16 protein-coding genes are annotated in these 16,953 nt (G+C 73.4%); 7 read left to right on the forward strand and 9 right to left on the reverse strand.

Annotation, left to right across the window (positions count from 1 at the left end; translation table 11 throughout):
* Positions 1–16: 16 nt before the first annotated feature.
* Positions 17–985 (reverse strand): iron exporter MbfA, encoded by a 969-nt coding sequence (gene mbfA / locus BMX97_RS25615; RefSeq protein ID WP_058618699.1) that lies wholly within the window; start codon positions 983–985, stop codon positions 17–19.
* Positions 986–1,245: 260 nt separating this feature from the next.
* On the opposite strand from mbfA, the gene BMX97_RS25620 reads away from it, so the two are divergent.
* The 3 genes from BMX97_RS25620 to lpxK are packed head-to-tail and all read left to right on the forward strand — an operon-like array spanning position 1,246 to position 4,312.
* On the forward strand, positions 1,246–1,992 hold the full coding sequence (locus BMX97_RS25620) for a lysophospholipid acyltransferase family protein (RefSeq protein ID WP_091754028.1): 747 nt from the start codon (positions 1,246–1,248) through the stop codon (positions 1,990–1,992).
* Positions 1,989–3,323 carry a 3-deoxy-D-manno-octulosonic acid transferase gene (locus tag BMX97_RS25625; RefSeq protein WP_091754029.1) on the forward strand — a complete coding sequence of 445 codons (1,335 nt, stop codon included), beginning with the start codon at positions 1,989–1,991 and terminating at the stop codon, positions 3,321–3,323. Before BMX97_RS25620 ends, BMX97_RS25625 begins: the two co-directional genes overlap by 4 nt.
* Complete coding sequence (gene lpxK, locus BMX97_RS25630) at positions 3,320–4,312, forward strand: tetraacyldisaccharide 4'-kinase (protein WP_091754030.1); 993 nt, start codon at positions 3,320–3,322, stop codon at positions 4,310–4,312. The genes BMX97_RS25625 and lpxK overlap by 4 nt, the downstream gene beginning before the upstream one ends.
* Here lpxK and BMX97_RS25635 read toward each other — a convergent pair.
* A complete protein-coding gene (locus BMX97_RS25635; RefSeq protein WP_060848861.1) occupies positions 4,298–4,519 on the reverse strand; it encodes a DUF2093 domain-containing protein in 222 nt (73 codons plus the stop codon). The genes lpxK and BMX97_RS25635 overlap by 15 nt on opposite strands.
* Positions 4,520–4,647: 128 nt before the next feature.
* Between BMX97_RS25635 and cdd the strand changes: the two genes are divergently transcribed.
* The 3 genes from cdd to deoA are packed head-to-tail and all read left to right on the forward strand — an operon-like array spanning position 4,648 to position 7,209.
* Entirely contained in the window at positions 4,648–5,046 is a 399-nt protein-coding gene (cdd, locus tag BMX97_RS25640) for a cytidine deaminase (protein WP_091754031.1), read from the forward strand.
* Between the two features lie 17 nt (positions 5,047–5,063).
* Positions 5,064–5,873 (forward strand): purine-nucleoside phosphorylase, encoded by an 810-nt coding sequence (locus tag BMX97_RS25645; RefSeq protein WP_244538652.1) that lies wholly within the window; start codon positions 5,064–5,066, stop codon positions 5,871–5,873.
* A gap of 22 nt (positions 5,874–5,895) precedes the next feature.
* Positions 5,896–7,209, forward strand: a complete 1,314-nt coding sequence (gene deoA, locus BMX97_RS25650) for a thymidine phosphorylase (RefSeq protein WP_091754105.1) — start codon at positions 5,896–5,898, stop codon at positions 7,207–7,209.
* A 155-nt stretch (positions 7,210–7,364) separates the two neighbouring features.
* Here the strand turns inward: deoA and fliJ are convergent, their stop codons facing one another.
* Entirely contained in the window at positions 7,365–7,772 is a 408-nt protein-coding gene (fliJ, locus tag BMX97_RS25655; RefSeq protein ID WP_060848864.1) for a flagellar export protein FliJ, read from the reverse strand.
* Positions 7,773–7,861: 89 nt separating this feature from the next.
* Complete coding sequence (gene fliI, locus BMX97_RS25660; RefSeq protein ID WP_091754033.1) at positions 7,862–9,202, reverse strand: flagellar protein export ATPase FliI; 1,341 nt, start codon at positions 9,200–9,202, stop codon at positions 7,862–7,864.
* Positions 9,203–9,634: 432 nt separating this feature from the next.
* On the opposite strand from fliI, the gene BMX97_RS25665 reads away from it, so the two are divergent.
* Complete coding sequence (locus BMX97_RS25665; RefSeq protein WP_060848866.1) at positions 9,635–10,336, forward strand: response regulator transcription factor CtrA; 702 nt, start codon at positions 9,635–9,637, stop codon at positions 10,334–10,336.
* A gap of 512 nt (positions 10,337–10,848) precedes the next feature.
* Here BMX97_RS25665 and BMX97_RS25670 read toward each other — a convergent pair.
* The 5 genes from BMX97_RS25670 to BMX97_RS25690 form a co-directional block, all read right to left on the reverse strand.
* Positions 10,849–11,856: a CheR family methyltransferase gene (locus BMX97_RS25670; protein WP_091754034.1), complete on the reverse strand. Its 1,008-nt coding sequence runs from the start codon at positions 11,854–11,856 to the stop codon at positions 10,849–10,851.
* 40 nt (positions 11,857–11,896) lie between these two features.
* Positions 11,897–13,093 (reverse strand): protein-glutamate methylesterase/protein-glutamine glutaminase, encoded by a 1,197-nt coding sequence (locus BMX97_RS25675; protein ID WP_091754035.1) that lies wholly within the window; start codon positions 13,091–13,093, stop codon positions 11,897–11,899.
* Positions 13,094–13,232: 139 nt separating this feature from the next.
* Positions 13,233–13,598, reverse strand: coding sequence for a response regulator (locus BMX97_RS25680; protein ID WP_060848868.1), 366 nt, complete (start codon positions 13,596–13,598; stop codon positions 13,233–13,235).
* 15 nt (positions 13,599–13,613) lie between these two features.
* Positions 13,614–14,114 (reverse strand): chemotaxis protein CheW, encoded by a 501-nt coding sequence (locus BMX97_RS25685; protein WP_091754036.1) that lies wholly within the window; start codon positions 14,112–14,114, stop codon positions 13,614–13,616.
* A gap of 78 nt (positions 14,115–14,192) precedes the next feature.
* Positions 14,193–16,940 carry a hybrid sensor histidine kinase/response regulator gene (locus BMX97_RS25690; protein ID WP_091754106.1) on the reverse strand — a complete coding sequence of 916 codons (2,748 nt, stop codon included), beginning with the start codon at positions 16,938–16,940 and terminating at the stop codon, positions 14,193–14,195.
* Positions 16,941–16,953 lie beyond the last annotated feature (13 nt).

Genomic DNA, 16,953 nt, shown 5'->3' on the forward strand with positions numbered 1-16,953 from the left:
AGGCGCCGATGCGACGTCAGGCGCTGCCGATGGCGACGCCGGCGAGCAGCACCAGTACCCCGCCGAGCACCACCTGGAGCGCGGCGCGCCAGAACGGCGTCTCCATGTAGCGGGTGCGGATCGCCGAGATCGCGCAGAGCTCGACCACCACCACCAGCGCCGCCAGCACGGTGGCGATCGCGAAGGCGTTCGACCAGGAATCCGGCACCAGGTAGGGCAGCGTGTGGCCCAGCCCCCCGACCGTCGTCATCACGCCGCAGACGAGGCCGCGCAGCCAGGGCGAGCCGCGCCCGGTGATGCTGCCGTCGTCCGACAGGGCCTCGGTGAAGCCCATGCTGATGCCCGCGCCGATCGAGGCGGCGAGGCCGACCAGGAAGGTCTGCCAGTTGTTGTGCGTGGCGAAGGCGGCGGCGAAGAGCGGCGCCAGCGTCGAGACCGACCCGTCGATCAGCCCGGCGAGGCCCGGCTGGACGTAGCGCAGCACGAACAGGCGGTGGGCGGCCCGCGCCTCCTCGGCGGCGGCATCCCCGCTCTCCTGCTCGGCCGACAGGGACGCGGCCCGGTCACCGTGGCCGCGCTCGATCTCGGCGAGCCGGGTGAAGAGCTGGCGCACCCCGAGATCGCGCGAGAGCTCCGCCGCCCGCTCGTAGAAGGCGGCGGCCTGCGCCTCCATCCCCTGCGCCTCCCGCCGCATCCGCGCCGCGTCGAGCCCCTGCCACCAGACCGGCCGGCGGCGGGGAAACCCCTTCACGTCCTCGCGCCGCAGGGGCGGCAGGTGCTCGCCGAAGCGCTGGCGATACGCCGCGTAGAGGTCGTCGCGGTGCCCCGCCTCCTCCTCCGCCATCGCCTCGAACACCCCGGCCGAGCCCGGCAGGTCGGCCCGCAGGCTCTCGGCGAAGCTGCGGTAGATGCGGGAATCCTCCTCCTCGCTGGCGATGGCGAGGGCCAGCACCTCGCGTTCGGTGAGATCGGTCAGGGCCTTCACGGGCATGCTCCAGTCTGGAATGGCTCCAATCTATAGATTGGAGCCATTCCAAACAAGTCGGCGCGCCCGCGAAAAGGCGTGCGATGCCGCACGCCCGGGGTCTCCGACGCGCCCGCGCGGCGGTTGCCTCGCGGGCCCGAACGGAGCATGACGGCGCCCGGATTCGCGCGGGCTCCCTTGTCGTCCCGCGGGTGCGGGGCCGCGCGGGGTCTCTTGTCCCGCGCGCCGAAGAGCCCGTCCTCCCGAACGAAGTGCTGCCGATGAGCGTCGTCACCCGCATCGCCCGCAGCCGGGCCGCCCAGGAAAGCCTCGGGTTCCTCGGCGCGAGCTACCTGAAGCTGGTGCGGCGCACGAACCGCTTCAGCCTCGATCCGCCCGACGCCTACGACTGGCTGACGCCGATGCGGCCGTTCATCGCCGCGATGTGGCACGGCCAGCACCTGATGGTGCCGTTCGTGCGCCGGCCGCAGGACCGGGTCGCCACCATGGTGTCGCGCTCGGTCGACGGCGGGGTGAACACCGCCGTGCTCGAGCGGTTCGGGGTCAGGGTGATGCGCGGCTCGGGCGCGCGGCGCGCGAGCGATGTCTGGGCCAAGGGCGGGGTCCAGGCCCTGCGCGGCTGCCTCAAGGCCCTGGAGGACGGCGAGTCGGTGGCGTTCAGCGCCGACGTGCCGAAGGTGTCGCGGCGCTGCGGCGAGGGCATCGTGATGCTGGCGCGGATGTCCGGCCGCCCGGTGGTGCCGACCGCCGTGGTGACGAGCCGCTACCTGCAATTCGACAGCTGGGACCGGGCGAGCCTCGGCCTGCCCTTCGGCCGCGGCGTGATGGCCTTCGGCGAGCCGATCAGCGTACCCCGCGACCTCGACGCGGCGGGGATCGAGGCGGCGCGCCTGCGCATCGAGACCGACCTCAACGCGGTCCATGCCCGGGCCTTCGCGCAGGTCGGCCGGATCGATCCGATCCATTCCCGCAAGGGCCATACCCGCGAGGGGACCTCCGCCCGATGAGGCGCGAGGAGACCCGGCCGGGCGAACCCCACCCTCGGGACCTGCCGGCCCTGCTGCGCGCCTACCATTACGGGCTGATCGCCGGCGAGCCGGCGCTCGCGGGGCTGCTCGCCTGGCGGCGCCGGCGCGGCAAGGAGGACCCGGTCCGCCTGCCCGAGCGCACCGGCCGCCCCGGCAGGCCGCGGCCGGCGGGCCCGCTGGTCTGGGCCCACGGCGCCAGCATCGGCGAGGCCCTGTCGCTCCTCGGCCTCGTCGAGCGGCTGACCCGGCGCGGCTTCACGGTGCTGGTCACCTCCGGCACCCGCACCTCGGCCGAGCTGCTGGCCCGGCGGCTTCCGGCGGGGGCTCTGCACCAGTTCGTGCCCCTCGACGCGCCGCGCTACGTTGCCCGCTTCCTCGACCATTGGCAGCCGGACCTCGCCCTCGTCGCCGAATCGGAATTGTGGCCCAACACCATCCTGGCGCTGCACGCCCGCGGGGTGCCGCTGATCCTGGTGAACGGGCGGATGTCCGAGCGCTCGGCCCGCGGATGGGGGCGCACCCCGGCGGTCGCGCGCGCGCTGCTGTCGCGGGTCGCGCTCTGCCTCGCCCAGAGCCGGGAGGAGGCGGAGCGCTTCGCCCGCCTCGGCGCCCCCCGGGTCGAGACCGGCGGCAACCTGAAATTCGATGCCGGCCCGCCGCCGGCCGATCCCGAGGCGCTGCGCCAGATCCAGGGCGTGATGCAGGACCGTCCGGTCTGGCTCGCCGCCTCGACCCACCCGGGCGAGGAGGCCGCCGCCGCCGCGGTCCACCGGGCGCTGGCGCGGACGCATCCGGGCCTCCTCACCATCGTGGTGCCGCGCCATCCCGACCGGGGGGCGGAGGTGGCGGCCCAGGCCGCCGCCGCGGGGCTGCGGGTCGGGCGCCGCGCCACCGGCGGGCAGCCGCACGACAAGGTCGATCTCTACGTCGCCGACACGGTGGGCGAGCTCGGCCTGTTCTACCGCCTGTGCCCGCTCGTCTTCGTCGGCGGCTCGCTCGCCCGGCACGGCGGCCAGAACCCGATCGAGCCGGCCCGCCTCGGCGCGGCGATCCTGACCGGGCCGCATGTGCGCAACTTCGCCCAGGTCTACGGCGCCCTCGAACGCGCCGGCGGCGCCCGGACGGTCCGGGACGGGCAGGAACTGACGGCGGCGGTCGACGGGCTGCTCGGCGATCCCGAAAGCCGCCGGGCGATGGCCCGGGCCGGCGCCGCGGCGATCGAGGCGGCCGGCGGCGCCACCGACCGGGCGATGGCGGCGCTCGAGCCCTTCATCTGCCAGCTGATCATCGCCGGGCGGTTCGCCTCGTGAAGCAGGCGCCGGGCTTCTGGTGGCACGAGACGCCGAGCCCGGCGGCCCGGCTGCTGGCGCCGATCGGTCGCGTCTACGGGGCGCTCTGCGCCCGCCGGATGGCGCGGGCCGGCACCCGGGTGCCCGCCCCCGTGGTCTGCATCGGCAACTTCTCCCTCGGCGGCGCCGGCAAGACGCCGACGGCGCTGGCGGTGGCGGGCCTGCTGCGCGACCTCGGCCGGCGCCCGGCCTTCCTGAGCCGGGGCTACGGCGGCAGCCTGACCGGTCCCGTGCGGGTCGATCCCGCCCGGCACGGCGCGGCGGAGGTCGGCGACGAGCCGCTGCTGCTGGCCCGCGCCGGCCCGGCTTTCGTCGCCCGCGACCGGGTGGCGGGCGCGCAGGCCTGCCTGGCGGACGGCGCCGACGTGGTGGTGATGGATGACGGGCTGCAGAACCCGGGCCTCGCCAAGGACCTGTCCGTCGCGGTGTTCGACGGGGCGGTCGGGCTCGGCAACGGCCAGGTGTTTCCGGCGGGTCCGCTGCGGGCGCCGGCCGCCGCGCAATGGCCCCGCATCCACGCCGCCCTGGTGATCGGCGAGGGAGCACCGGGCGAGCGGGTCCTGGCCGAGGCGCGGGCGCGCGGGCTGCCGGCGCTTCGCGGCCGGCTGCTTCCCGATCCAGCCGCCGCCGCGGCGCTGGCGGGACGCCCGGTCCTGGCCTTCGCGGGGATCGGCCGGCCGCAAAAGTTCTTCGCGAGCCTGCGCGAGGTCGGGGCGGAGATACGCGAGACCCGGGCCTTCCCGGACCACCACGCCTTCACGGCCGCGGAGGTCGCAAGCCTCGTCGCGGACGCGGCAGGGGCAAACCTCCTCCTGGTGACGACCGAGAAGGACCGGGTGCGCCTGCCGGCCGACCTGCCGGTGGCGACGCTGCCGGTGGTGCTGGCCCTCGACGAGCCGGAGGCGCTCGCCGCGCTGCTGCGGCGGCTCCGACCGCTACCCGGCCCGTGAGTCCTGGCGCAGGCGCACCATCACGGCGTCGGGATCGGCATAGGCCTCCTGGCGCGCCACGCTCCAGTAGCGAAGGGCATCGAGCGGGATCTCGACGCCGGTCACGCCGCAGCGCACGAAACGGCCGGGCTTCACCACCCGCAGGTTGCTGTCGCCGTACTCGACGACGGCCTCGCCGGACCCGTTGCGCTCGAACCGTCCCAGCATCGCCCCGGATCCCTCGCCTCTTGGAAAGACGACGGGTTTAAGACCACCGCACCGGCTTGTCGACGGGCTCGACGGCGGGCGCCGGTCCGGCCATGATCGGGTCTCGCCGCCACGCAGCCGGAGCCGCGATGGACCCGATCGACACCCTGTTTTCCGCCGCCCGCGCGGTCCAGGGCCGCGCCCACGCCCCCTATTCGCGCTTCCGCGTCGGCTCCGCCGTCCTGGACGAGGCCGGGGCGGTGCATGCCGGCTGCAACGTCGAGAATGCCGCCTACCCGGTCGGCACCTGCGCGGAGGCCGGGGCGATCGCCGCCATGGTGGCGGCCGGCGGCCGGCGCATCGCCGCGATCCTGGTGCTCGGCGACGGCGCGGCGCTGGTCACCCCCTGCGGCGCCTGCCGCCAGCGCATCCGCGAATTCGCCGCCCCCGACACGCCGATCCACGTCGCCGGGCCGGAGGGCCTGCGCCGGACCTTCACCCTCGACGACCTGCTGCCCGCCTCGTTCGGGCCGGACAACCTCGCGTGAGCGCGAGCGATTCCCGCATCGCCGCGGCCGCCGCACATGTGCGGGCCCGCCTCGGGGACGAGCCCTTCGCCCTCGCCCTCGTGGCCGGCACCGGGCTCGGGCCCCTGGCCGGGCGGCTGAGCGATGCGGTCGCCCTGCCCTACGGCGAGATCCCGCACTTTCCCGCCTCCGGCGTCTCGGGCCATGCCGGGCGGCTGGTGGCCGGGCGCCTCTCGGGGCGCCGGGTGCTGCTGTTCCAGGGCCGCGCCCACGCCTACGAGCACGGCGACGCCGCCGCCATGCGGGTCCCGGTCGGGGTGGTGGCGGCGCTCGGCGCCCCGCCGCTGCTCCTCACCAACGCCGCCGGCTCGCTCCTGCCCGAGGCCGGGCCCGGCCGCCTCGCCCTCGTCACCGACCACGTCAACCTGTCGGGCATGAACCCGCTCTACGGCGAGGCGTCCGACGCCCGCTTCGTGCCGATGGTAGACGCCTACGATCCGGCCCTGCGCGCGGCGCTGAAGCGGGCGGCGCGGGAATGCGGCGTGCCGCTGGCGGAGGGCGTCTACGCCTGGTTCTCGGGCCCGAGCTTCGAGACCCCGGCGGAGATCCGCATGGCTAAGGTGCTCGGCGCCGACCTCGTCGGCATGTCGACGGTGCCGGAGGTGATCCTCGCCCGGTTCTTCGGCCTCCGGGTCGCGGCCCTGTCGCTGGTGACGAACTACGCCGCCGGGTTCGAGGCCGGGACCGGAATCGGCGCCCCCCACCACGCCGAGACCAAGCGCGTCGCCGAACAGGCCGCCGACGATGTCGGGCGCCTCGTCGCGGCGCTCGTCTCCGGCGCCCTCTGACACCCTCTTCCGGGACGAACCCATGACGCTGCTGCCGCAGGAACTGATCCGCCTCAAGCGCGACGGGCAGGCGCTGCCGGACGACGCCCTCGAGGCCTTCATCGCCGGGCTGATCGACGGACGGGTGACCGAGGGCCAGGCGGCGGCCTTCGCCATGGCGGTCTTCTTCCGCGGCCTGTCGCTGCCCGAGCGCGTCGCGCTCACCCGGGCGATGACCCGCTCCGGCACCGTCCTCGACTGGGACCTGCCGGGCCCGGTCCTCGACAAGCACTCGACCGGCGGCGTCGGCGACACGGTGAGCCTGCCGCTCGCCGCGATGGTCGCGGCCTGCGGCGGCTACGTGCCGATGATCTCGGGCCGCGGCCTCGGCCATACCGGCGGCACCCTCGACAAGCTCGACAGCATCCCGGGCTACACCACGGCGCCCGACATCGACCTGTTCCGGTCCGTCACCCGGGAGGTCGGCTGCGCGGTGATCGGCCAGACCCCGGACCTCGCCCCCGCCGACCGGCGGCTCTACGCCATCCGGGACGTCACCGGCACGGTCGAATCCCTCGACCTGATCACCGCCTCGATCCTGTCGAAGAAGCTCGCGGCCGGGCTGCAGGGCCTCGTCATGGACGTGAAAGCGGGTTCCGGCGCCTTCATGGCCCGCACCGAGGAGGCACGGGGCCTCGCCGAGAGCCTAGTGACGGTAGCGAACGGCGCCGGCCTGCCGACCCGGGCGCTCCTCACCGACATGGACCAGCCCCTGGCCTCGGCCGCCGGGAACGCCGTCGAGGTCGCGTATGCCCTCGACTACCTGGCCGGCCGCCGGCGCGAGCCGCGCTTCCACGCCGTGACGGTGGCGCTCGGCGCCGAGATGCTGGTCCTCGGGGGCTTGAGCCCCGACCTCGCCGACGCGACCGCCCGGCTGGAGGACAGCCTGGCCTCGGGCCGCGCCGCGGAGGTGTTTTCCCGGATGGTGACGGCGCTCGGCGGACCCGCCGACCTGATCGCGGCGCCGGAGCGCCACCTGCCCCGCGCCGCTTTGGTGCGGGCGATCCCCGCGCCGCGGGCGGGCCGCGTCCAGGCCATCGCCACCCGGGACATCGGCGTCGCGGTGATCGGCCTCGGCGGCGGCCGGACCCGGCCGCAGGACCCGATCGACCACGCGGTCGGCCTCACCGATCTGGCGGCTCTGGGAGACGAGGTCGGGCCGGAGCGGCCGCTCGCGATCGTGCATGCGCGCAGCGAAGCGGACGCGGATCGCGCCGAGGCGGCGGTCGTCGCGACCTACCGGATCGGTGGGGATGCCCCGCCCGCGCGGGAGGTGATCCTCGAGCGGGTCGGCTGACGTATCCCGGCCCCCCGCTCCCGCGGCGCGGGCGGAACGCGAAGCGCGGCACACCCCACGCCGTCTCGGCGAACAGGTCCCGCGCTCCATCGTCGAACGTTTTTTGGCCGGATGCCCCCGTACGGGGGCGAACCGGCCGGCAGCCCGCCCCCTTGTCAGGCCCGGGCGCGGCCGAGCCCGATCGCGTCCATGCTGGCCTGGTCGCGGGCATTCTCGGCGACGCGCTCGCCCGAGCGCTCGCGGTCGTCGAGGATCTCGACCTTCTTGAGCTCCTCGAAGGCCTCGGCGAGGGCCGCCTTGGCCTCGGCCAGCTGGACGTCGAGGTCCTGGGCGGAGCGGCGGATGTTGTCGCGGCGCTGGGCGGCGGCGCGGGCGTAGGTCGGGTAGGCGAAATGGGCGGGGTCGGAGATCCCGGCCCGCTGCTCCTCCTGGCCGATCTCACGGTCGAGGTCGGCGGCCATGCGGGCGAAATCGGCGATCATCGCCTCGATTTGCGCGACCTTGCGGCGCTTCTCGTCTGCCTGGAAGCGGCGCAGCCGGATGAGCGTGTCCCGCGATTTCATTGTTACTCCACTCCCGCCAGCGGCATGCGGCCGAGCCTCGCCCGTCGCGCGCCTTCACGAGGCCGCAGGGCGGGCGGCCCGGCCCACCCTCACGGCCCGCCGACGATCGCGGCGAGGCGCTCATAACCCTCGCGGATGGAGGTTGCTTCTTCCTTACCCTGCCCCAGAAAAGCCTCCAGATCGGGCATCAGGGCGATGGCCTCGTCGACCTCCTGCGAGCTGCCGGGGCGGTAGGCGCCGAGCCGGATCAGCTCCTCCATGTCGGCATAGGTCGAGAGCACCCGGCGGGCGCGGCGGACCACCTCGAGGTAGTCCGGGTCGCAGGAGCGCGGCATGGTGCGGGAGACCGAGCGCAGCACGTTGATCGCCGGGTAGCGGCCGCGCTCGGCGATGGCGCGCTCCATCACGACGTGGCCGTCGAGGATGCCCCGCACGGCGTCGGCCACCGGCTCGTTGTGGTCGTCGCCCTCGACCAGCACGGTGAACAGGCCGGTGATCGCGCCGTCCCCGGTACCGGGCCCGGCCCGCTCGAGGAGGCGGGGCAGCTCGGAGAACACGGTCGGCGTGTAGCCCTTGGCGGTCGGCGGCTCGCCGGCGGCGAGCCCGATGTCGCGCTGGGCCATGGCGAAGCGGGTGATCGAATCGACCATGCACAGCACCTGCGCGCCCTGGTCGCGGAAGTGCTCGGCGAGGGCGAAGGTGACGTAGGCGGCGTTGCGGCGCATCAGCGCCGGCTCGTCGGAGGTCGCCACCACGACGACCGAGCGGGCGAGGCCCTCCTCCCCGAGGTCGTCCTGGAGGAATTCCTGCACCTCGCGGCCGCGCTCGCCGACGAGGCCGATCACCGCCACGTCGGCGGCGGTGTAGCGCGCCAGCATCGAGAGCAGCACCGACTTGCCGACGCCGGAGCCGGCGAAGATGCCCATGCGCTGGCCCGCGCACATCGTCAGGAAGGTGTTGAGGCAGCGCACCCCGAGATCGAGGGGCGGGCCGACGCGGCGGCGGGCATGGGCGGGCGGTGGGTCGGCCCTCAGCCCGTAGGGCAGCGGGCCGGGCGGCAGCGGGCCCTTGCCGTCGATCGGGCGGCCGAGCGCGTCGATCACGCGGCCGAGCCATGCCCGGCTCGGGCGGATCGCGCCCGCCCCCTCCCCCCGGACCCGGGCCGGACAGCCGCGGCGCACCCCCTGGAGCGAGCCGAACGGCATCGCGAGCGCGTGGGGGCCGGAGAAGCCGATGATCTCGCACGGGACGGCGGTGCCGGCGGCCTCGTCCACCACCACGTCGAGCCGGCCGCCGAGCCGCATCGCCGCGACCGGGCCGGCGACCTCGACGAGCAGGCCCCGCACCGCCACGACCCGGCCGAACGTCTCGACCTCGTCGATGCCGGCCAGCGCGGCGCGGGCGGCCTCGAGGCGCCCCGGGCCGGTCATGGCAGCATCCTGTTGATACGAAGCGGTTTCCCGATCCCTGCCGCTGCCATTGCCGGATTCCATCAACGATCCATTTACCCCTCTCCTTAACACTGAGGCAGATGGGATCCACGGCGGGCTCCCGGAGGTTCTCCGGGGGCGTGGCGCGGACGCAACATCACGGGCGGGCGTCAATGGCGGGAGCCATTTAGCCGGCCCGGCGAGGCGGGATGCGGGTATGGTGTCGCGATTCGGCCGGAACGGAACGCAAACCCGCAAGGGCCCTGCCCGTCACGCGGTTTCATAACCGCTTGCGGGACGTGAACAGGGTTTGTTAACCGTTAAGGCATAGCGTCGCGGTTCGGAAGACAACGGGCGTCCCCCACGGGCCGGTGGGAGACGGGCGGCGGGGGCTTGCCTTAACCCTTGAGGGCCAGGGCTTGGGGACCTGAGATGCGGGTACTTCTGATCGAGGACGACAGCGCGACAGCGCAGAGCATCGAGTTGATGCTCAAGTCCGAAAACTTCAACACGTACACGACCGACCTCGGCGAGGAAGGTGTCGATCTCGGCAAGCTGTACGACTACGACATCATCCTGCTCGACCTGAACCTGCCCGACATGTCGGGCTACGAGGTTCTGCGCTCCCTCCGGGTGGCGAAGGTCAAGACCCCGATCCTGATCCTCTCCGGCATGGCCGGGATCGAGGACAAGGTGAAGGGCCTCGGGTTCGGTGCCGATGATTACCTCACCAAACCTTTCCACAAAGATGAACTGGTCGCGAGAATCCACGCGATCGTGCGCCGGTCGAAGGGTCACGCGCAGTCGGTGATCACCACCGGCGACCTGATCGTGAACCTCGACCAGAAGACCGTCGAGGTGTCGGGCGCCCGGGTGCATCTCACCGGCAAGGAGTACCAGATGCTGGAGCTCCTCAGCCTGCGCAAGGGCACCACGCTGACCAAGGAGATGTTCCTCAACCATCTCTACGGCGGCATGGACGAGCCGGAGTTGAAGATCATCGACGTGTTCATCTGCAAGCTCCGCAAGAAGCTCGCGAATGCCAGCCAGGGCAAGAACTACATCGAGACGGTCTGGGGCCGCGGCTACGTGCTGCGCGAGCCGACCGAGGAAGAGAACCGCATCGCGGTCTGACCGTCCGATCCCCCCTGGGGGACGGAACGGACCAAAGAACCCCGCTCCGGCGGGGTTTTTTTGTGTCTGGAGACGATCGGGACATTGATGGGGGCTGGGAACGGCCGATCGCTCCCCGTCTCCGTCCGGTGCCCGCCGGGAGGGAGACGGGATCGCGGAATCGGCTGGGCCGAGCCTGCGGGGCCCGCGCGGCGGCCACTGTCAGCGGACCCCGCACCGCCGGTAGGATGGCGACGGCTCCGGGATCGCGTGCGGGGATCGCGGCGCGGCAGCGGCCGGCGCCGAGAGCCCGACCGATCGTCGGGAGCGGACGAGGAAGACGCGAGACCCTGGGCGGGAGGAATCGTGGGGCGGGACGATCTTCCCCGTCCCGCCTTGCGCCAAGCTGTGCCGGGCTCCGGCCGCGCCGTCCGGAGGGGATCGCCGGCCGGCTCGTCATGGCCGCGGCAAGCCGCGAGGACCGGTGGACCGATCCTCGCGGGCTCGCATCACCCGGCCGCGGGGACGATCCGTCAGCGCGACGCCCAGCGCAGGCCGGCGAGCGCGGCGGCCGCGCTCGGGGCGGCCGGCGTCGCCGCGGGGCCGGCGGCCGGCGCGGCGAATCCCGGATAGCTCGGGACCGGCGCCGCGTGGCTCGCGGCCAGCGCCGGGCTCGTGGACAGGCCGAGGCTCGACAGGCCTTGGCTCGACAGGCCCGGGCTCGCCGCGGCGCGCCCGTGGCGGTACAGGCCGCGATGCTCGGGATCGGGCATCAGCGTCTCGGTGATGCCGATCACCGTCTCGGCGGCGCCGAGGAGCACCGCCCCGTCGGGCGCGAGCTGGTCGGCGATCCGGCGCAGCACGTCGGCCTTGGTCGCCGTGTCGAAGTAGATCAGCACGTTGCGGCAGTAGACGATGTCGAAGGTGCCGAGCTGCTCGAACGGCTGCAGCAGGTTGAGCGGCCGGAAATCGACCATCTGGCGCAGGGACTCGGCGATGCGCCACTGCTCGCCCACCTGGGTGAAGTGCTTCAGCATCAGTTGCACCGGCAGGCCGCGCTGCACCTCGAACTGGTTGTAGAGGCCGAGCCTGGCCTTCTCCAGCACCTCGGTCGAGAGGTCGGTGGCGACGATCTCGACCCGCCAGCCGGCGAGGCGAGGCGCGGCTTCGGCCAGCATCATCGCCAGCGAGTACGGCTCCTGGCCGGTCGAGGCGGCGGCGCACCAGATCCGCAGCCGGCGCTGGTTGGCCCGGGCGGCGAGCGCGCCGGGCAGCAGCACGTCGCGGAAGAGGTCGAACGGCGTGCGGTCGCGGAAGAAGAAGGTCTCGTTGGTGGTCATCGCCTCGACCACGGCGCGCTCGATCGCGCCGTCCCGGGCGACCCGCAGGCAGCCGACGAGCTCGGTCAGCCCGGCGAGGTTGAAGCGCCGGCAGACCGGCGACAGGCGGCTCTCCACGAGGTAGCGCTTCTCCGCCGTCAGGGCGAGGCCGGAGCGCTGCTTGAGGTAGGCGCGGAGGAAATCGAACTCGGTCTCGGTCATCGGTGCGGCATCCTCCCCCGGATCCGTGGCAGGACGCGCATCAATGGCCCGGGCCGGCGATGGCGGAGCGGAGGGCCGGGCCGAGGCCCGACAGCGGCAGGATGTCGTGGGCGTAGCCGGCCCGCACCAGGCTGCCGGGCATGCCCCACACGGTCGAGGACGCCTCGTCCTGAGCCAGCATGATGCCGCCGGCATCGACCAGGGCCTTGGCGCCCTTGGTGCCGTCGGACCCCATGCCGGTGAGCACGACCGACAGGGTGGCGGCGCCGTAGACCTCGGCGGCGTCGCGGAACATCACGTCGACCGCGGGGCGGCAGAAGTTCACCGGCGGGCCGTCGTTGAGCTGGATCACCGCCTCGGCGGCGGAGCCCGACAGGCCCATGTGGCGCCCGCCGGGGGCGACGTAGACGACGCCGGGGCGCACCGGCTCGCCGTGCTTGGCCTCCGCCGCCGGCAGGCCGATCCGGGCGCCGAGATGCTCGGCGAACACCGCGGTGAAGACCGGCGGCATGTGCTGGACGATCAGGATCGGCACCCGCCGCAGGGTGGCGGCGCCGATGCTCTCCAGCACCTCCCCCACCGCCCGGGGACCGCCCGTCGAGGCGCCGACGAGCAGGCAGCGGGGTGCGGCGACCCGCAACGGGCGCGGGCGAGTCGCGATCGCGGCCGGCGCCGCGGCCGGGCGCGGCGCTGGGGCCGAGAGCGGCGAGGCGACCCGCTCGACCGGCGCGGCGGCGCCCAAGCCCGGCCGCTCGGACAATCCCGCCGGGCGGGCGCGGGGCCGGTTGCGCAGGTCGGCGCCGAGCATCCGGATCTTCTGGACCAGGTCCTCGCGGAAGCTCGCCTGGGTGGTGACGCCGCGGTTGCCCTCGGGCTTGGGCAGGTAGTCGATGGCGCCGAGCGCCAGGCAGCGCAGCGAGATCTCGGCGTTGCGCTGGGTCAGGGTCGACATCATGACGACCTGGAGCCCGGGGCGCTTGACCAGCATCCTGGGCAGCGCCTGGGTGCCGTCGAGCTCCGGCATCTCGATGTCGAGGAGCACGATGTCGGGCTGGACCCGGTCGAGGGAATCGAGCGCGATGCGGCCGTTCGCGGCGGTGCCGACGATCTCGCACCCGGCCTCCTCGAGCCACCGCGAGACCAGGCCGCGCACCACGACGGAATCGTCGGCCACCAGGACGCGGATGCGCGGTCCGGCGCTCGGGGACGGGTTGGAAGGCGCGGCGGAGGCGGCCATGGCGTTTCTCGGTCGGCGCCGCGCAGGCGCGGGCCAGGGGGATCGGTCCCGGGTCGAGCCGGGGCTTCTTATCGGGTCGGCCCCGGGAAAAGGCCGATGGCAGGGCCGGCCTCGGGCGAGGCCGGCGGTGCAGGCGGCCTTACGCCAAGCCGACCGCCTGGAGCTTGGCGGTCATGATGTCCTTGTCGAAGGGCTTCATGATGTACTCGTCGGCACCGGCCTGCAGGGCCCGGGCGATCGACGCGACGTCGTTCTCGATGGTGCAGAACAGCACCTTCGGGTGGTCGCCGTCCGGCAGCCGCCGCAGGGCGCGCAGGACGTCGTACCCGTCCATGTGCGGCATGTTCCAGTCGAGGAGCACCGCGTCGGGCATCGCCGACCGGCACTGCTCGACCGCCTCGCGGCCGTCCTCGGCTTCCGCCACCCGGAAGCCCAGGCCCTCGATGATCCGGCGCGCCACCTTGCGGATCACCGCCGAGTCGTCGACGATCAGGAACGTTCTCATCCGGCCGTCCCCGCGTCAGGCGGCGGTGGCGGCGGGCCGCTCGTCACCGAAGGCCAGGACCGCCTCGACGTCGAGGATGATCAGCAGGCGCCCGTCGAGGCGGTGCACGCCGCGCGAGACCGCGCGCCAGCGGGTGTCGAGGTGGACCGGGTTCGGCTCGTAGGTGTCGGTGGCGAGCTTCATCACCTCGCCGACCTGGTCGACGAGCAGGCCGTAGGCCTCGCCGCCGTGCTCCAGGCCCACCGCCATGTTGCGGCCGTCGCCGGTGCGGTCGGGCAGGCCGAGGCGCCGGCGCAGGCAGAGCGCCGTCACGACGCGGCCGCGCAGGTTGAGCAGGCCCTTGATCTCCGGCGGCGACAGCGGGACGTCGGTGAGGTTGGTGGCGATGAAGACGTCGTGCACCCGGTCGATCGGCAGGCCGAACAGCTCGTCGCCCAGAAGCACGGTGACGTAGTCGGTGGTCTCGCCGGTGGCTTGCGCGGGGGTGCCGGCGGTGTTCGTGTTGGCGGCCATCATGGGCGGGGCTCGGGCGTGTGAGGGGGATCGGGCGCCCGGACGCGGGGTGAGCGCGTCCGGGCGGTCGCGGTCAGTGGGTCACGCCGCGGCGTCGAGGGGGGTGCTGGCGATCTCGTTGACCGCCGCCACCAGGCCGGAGCGGTCGAACTTCGCCACGCAGTCGGCGACGCCGAGCGCCCGGGCACGGGCGATCGAGTCCGGCGCCATCGTGCCGGCGAGCGCCACGACCGGCATCTCGGCGAGACGGCCGCCGGCCTTGCGCATCGCCTCGATGAGGTCGAAGCCCGAGCGGCCCGGCATCTCGAGGTCGCAGACCACGAGGTCGGTCCGGGCCTCGCCGAGGAGATGGCGCATCGCCTCCTCGGCATCGGAGGCCTGGGCGACGCGGAAGCCCGCCGCCTTGAGCACCGGGGTCAGCATCTCGCGGAAGAACGCCGAGTCGTCGACGAGGAGCAGGCTCGGCGCCTTGGGCACCGCGCGGTGGGTCGGCTGGCCCCAATCGTCGTGGGCGAGCGGCAGGTAGTGGGCGATGTTGACGATCTCGGTCGCCCGGTTGCGCACCACCGCCGAGCCGATCAGGTCCGAGCGCTCGGTCACCAGCTCGACGTCCAGCACCTCGTCGACGATGTCGACGATCTCGTCGACCACGAGGCCCATCGAGCGCTCGCCGTCGGAGAACACCACCAGGGCCTGGGCGCCGTCGCGCTTCATCGCCTGGGCCGGGTCGGCCGGGACGAGGGGCATCAGGCGGCCGCGATACTGGATCAGCGGGCGCCCACCGACCCACTCGATCTTCGAGGCGTCGATCTCCTCGAGGCGTGTGACCAGCGAGAGCGGCACCGCCTTGAGCGCGTCGCCGCCGCCCTTGAACACCAGCAGCGTCACGGCCTGATCGCCCGCGTTCTCGTCGCCCTCGGCCTCGGCCTCGATCTCGCCGGGCTGGCCGCTGGCCGTGCCCGAACCGACCATCCGGGCGACGCCGTTGGGATCGATGATCAGCACCACCGCCCCGTCGCCGAGGATCGTGTTGCCGGAGAACAGCGGGATGTGCCGCAGCTTCGAGGACATCGGCTTCACGACGATTTCTTCCGTGTGGAAGACGCCGTCGACCAGGATGCCGAAGCGCTGGCGCCCGACCTGGCTCACCACCACGAAGCCCTCGTCGGTCGAGGCCGGGGCGTCGGGCGCGTCGAGGCCGAGCATCGCCGCCACCGGGACGATCGGCAGCAGGCGGTCGCGCAGGCGCAGGACCGGCGAGCCGTTGATGCGCTCGACCGCGTGGTCGGTGCCGGGCTGCACCCGCACCAGCTCCAGCACCGAGACCTGCGGGATCGCGAAGCGGTGCTCGCGGGCCGAGACGATCAGCGCCGCCACGATGGCGAGCGTCAGCGGGATCTTGATCGTGAAGGTGGTGCCGGCGCCGAGCTGGGTCTGGATGTCGATCGTGCCGCCGATCAGCTCGATGTTGGTCTTCACCACGTCCATGCCGACGCCGCGGCCGGAGACCGAGGTGACGGCCTTGGCGGTCGAGAAGCCGGCGTGGAAGATGAACTTCGCCACCTGGGCGTCGGTCATCCGCTCGACCTCGGCCTCGGTCGCGACGCCGCGCTCGACCGCCTTGCGGCGGATCGCCGACAGGTCGAGGCCCTTGCCGTCGTCGGCGATCTCGATCGTGATCGTGCCGCCCTCGTGGAAGGCGTTGAGGCGGATCGTTCCCTTCTCGGGCTTGCCGGCGGACTTGCGCTCCGCGCCCGACTCGATGCCGTGGTCGGCCGAGTTGCGCACCATGTGGGTGAGCGGGTCCTTGATGACCTCGAGGACCTGGCGGTCCAGCTCGGTCTCGGCGCCCTGCATCACCAGGTCGATCTTCTTGCCGAGTTCCGACGAGAGGTCGCGCACCACCCGCGGCAGCTTCTGCCAGGCCGAGCCGATCGGCTGCATGCGGGTCTTCATCACCCCTTCCTGCAGCTCGGCGGTGACGTGGGACAGGCGCTGCAGCGGCACCTTGTAGTTGCCGTCCTCGTGACGGCGGGCGATCTCGAGGAGCTGGTTGCGGGTCAGCACCAGCTCGGACACCATCGTCATCAGGTGCTCGAGGGTGTCGACGTTCACCCGGATCGTCTGCACCTTGCTGACCGGGCCGTTCTCGCTCTCGGCGGCGGGCTGCGGCTCGGACCGCGCCGGGTCGGCGCGGCGGGCCTCGGCCGGCGCGGCGGCAGCCTCCTGCCGGACGGGCTCCGGACGTGCCGCCGGCCGGGCCGGCTCGGGCGCCGGCATCGGGGCGAGGGCCTCGGGGGCGGGCGCCTCGATCTCGACGGCGGTGTCGCGGAAGGCGCGCTCGAGGTCGTCGAGGGAGACCTCGCCGGGCTTCAGGGCGCGCTCCAGCACCTGGGGCACCAGGGTGCCGGAGGCCGCCGGGGCGGCGACGGGTACCGGCTCGGGCGCCGGAACCGGCTCCTCCGACATGCGCTCGAGGGCGCCGATCAGGTCCTCGTCGACCCCCGCCGGCTCGCCGCCGGTGCGCTCGAGCTCGGCCAGGATCACCTTGATCCGGTCGAGGGTCTGCAGGATCAGGCTGACGGCCGGGCTCGTCACCGGCATCCCGTCGCGGAACTTGCCCATCAGGGTCTCGGCGGCATGCGCCAGCGCCTCGAGGCGCGGCAGGCCGAGGAACCCGCAGGTTCCTTTGATGGTGTGTACCAGACGGAAGATGTTCCGCAGGATCGTCTGGTTGTTCGGATCCTGCTCGAACCGGACGAGCTCGAGGTCGACAGTGTCCAGGTGCTCACCGGACTCCGTCAGGAACTCACGCAACAAATCGTCCATCGCGGCCACTCGT

The organism is Methylobacterium sp. ap11, assembly GCF_900110515.1.
GTDB lineage: Bacteria > Pseudomonadota > Alphaproteobacteria > Rhizobiales > Beijerinckiaceae > Methylobacterium > Methylobacterium ajmalii.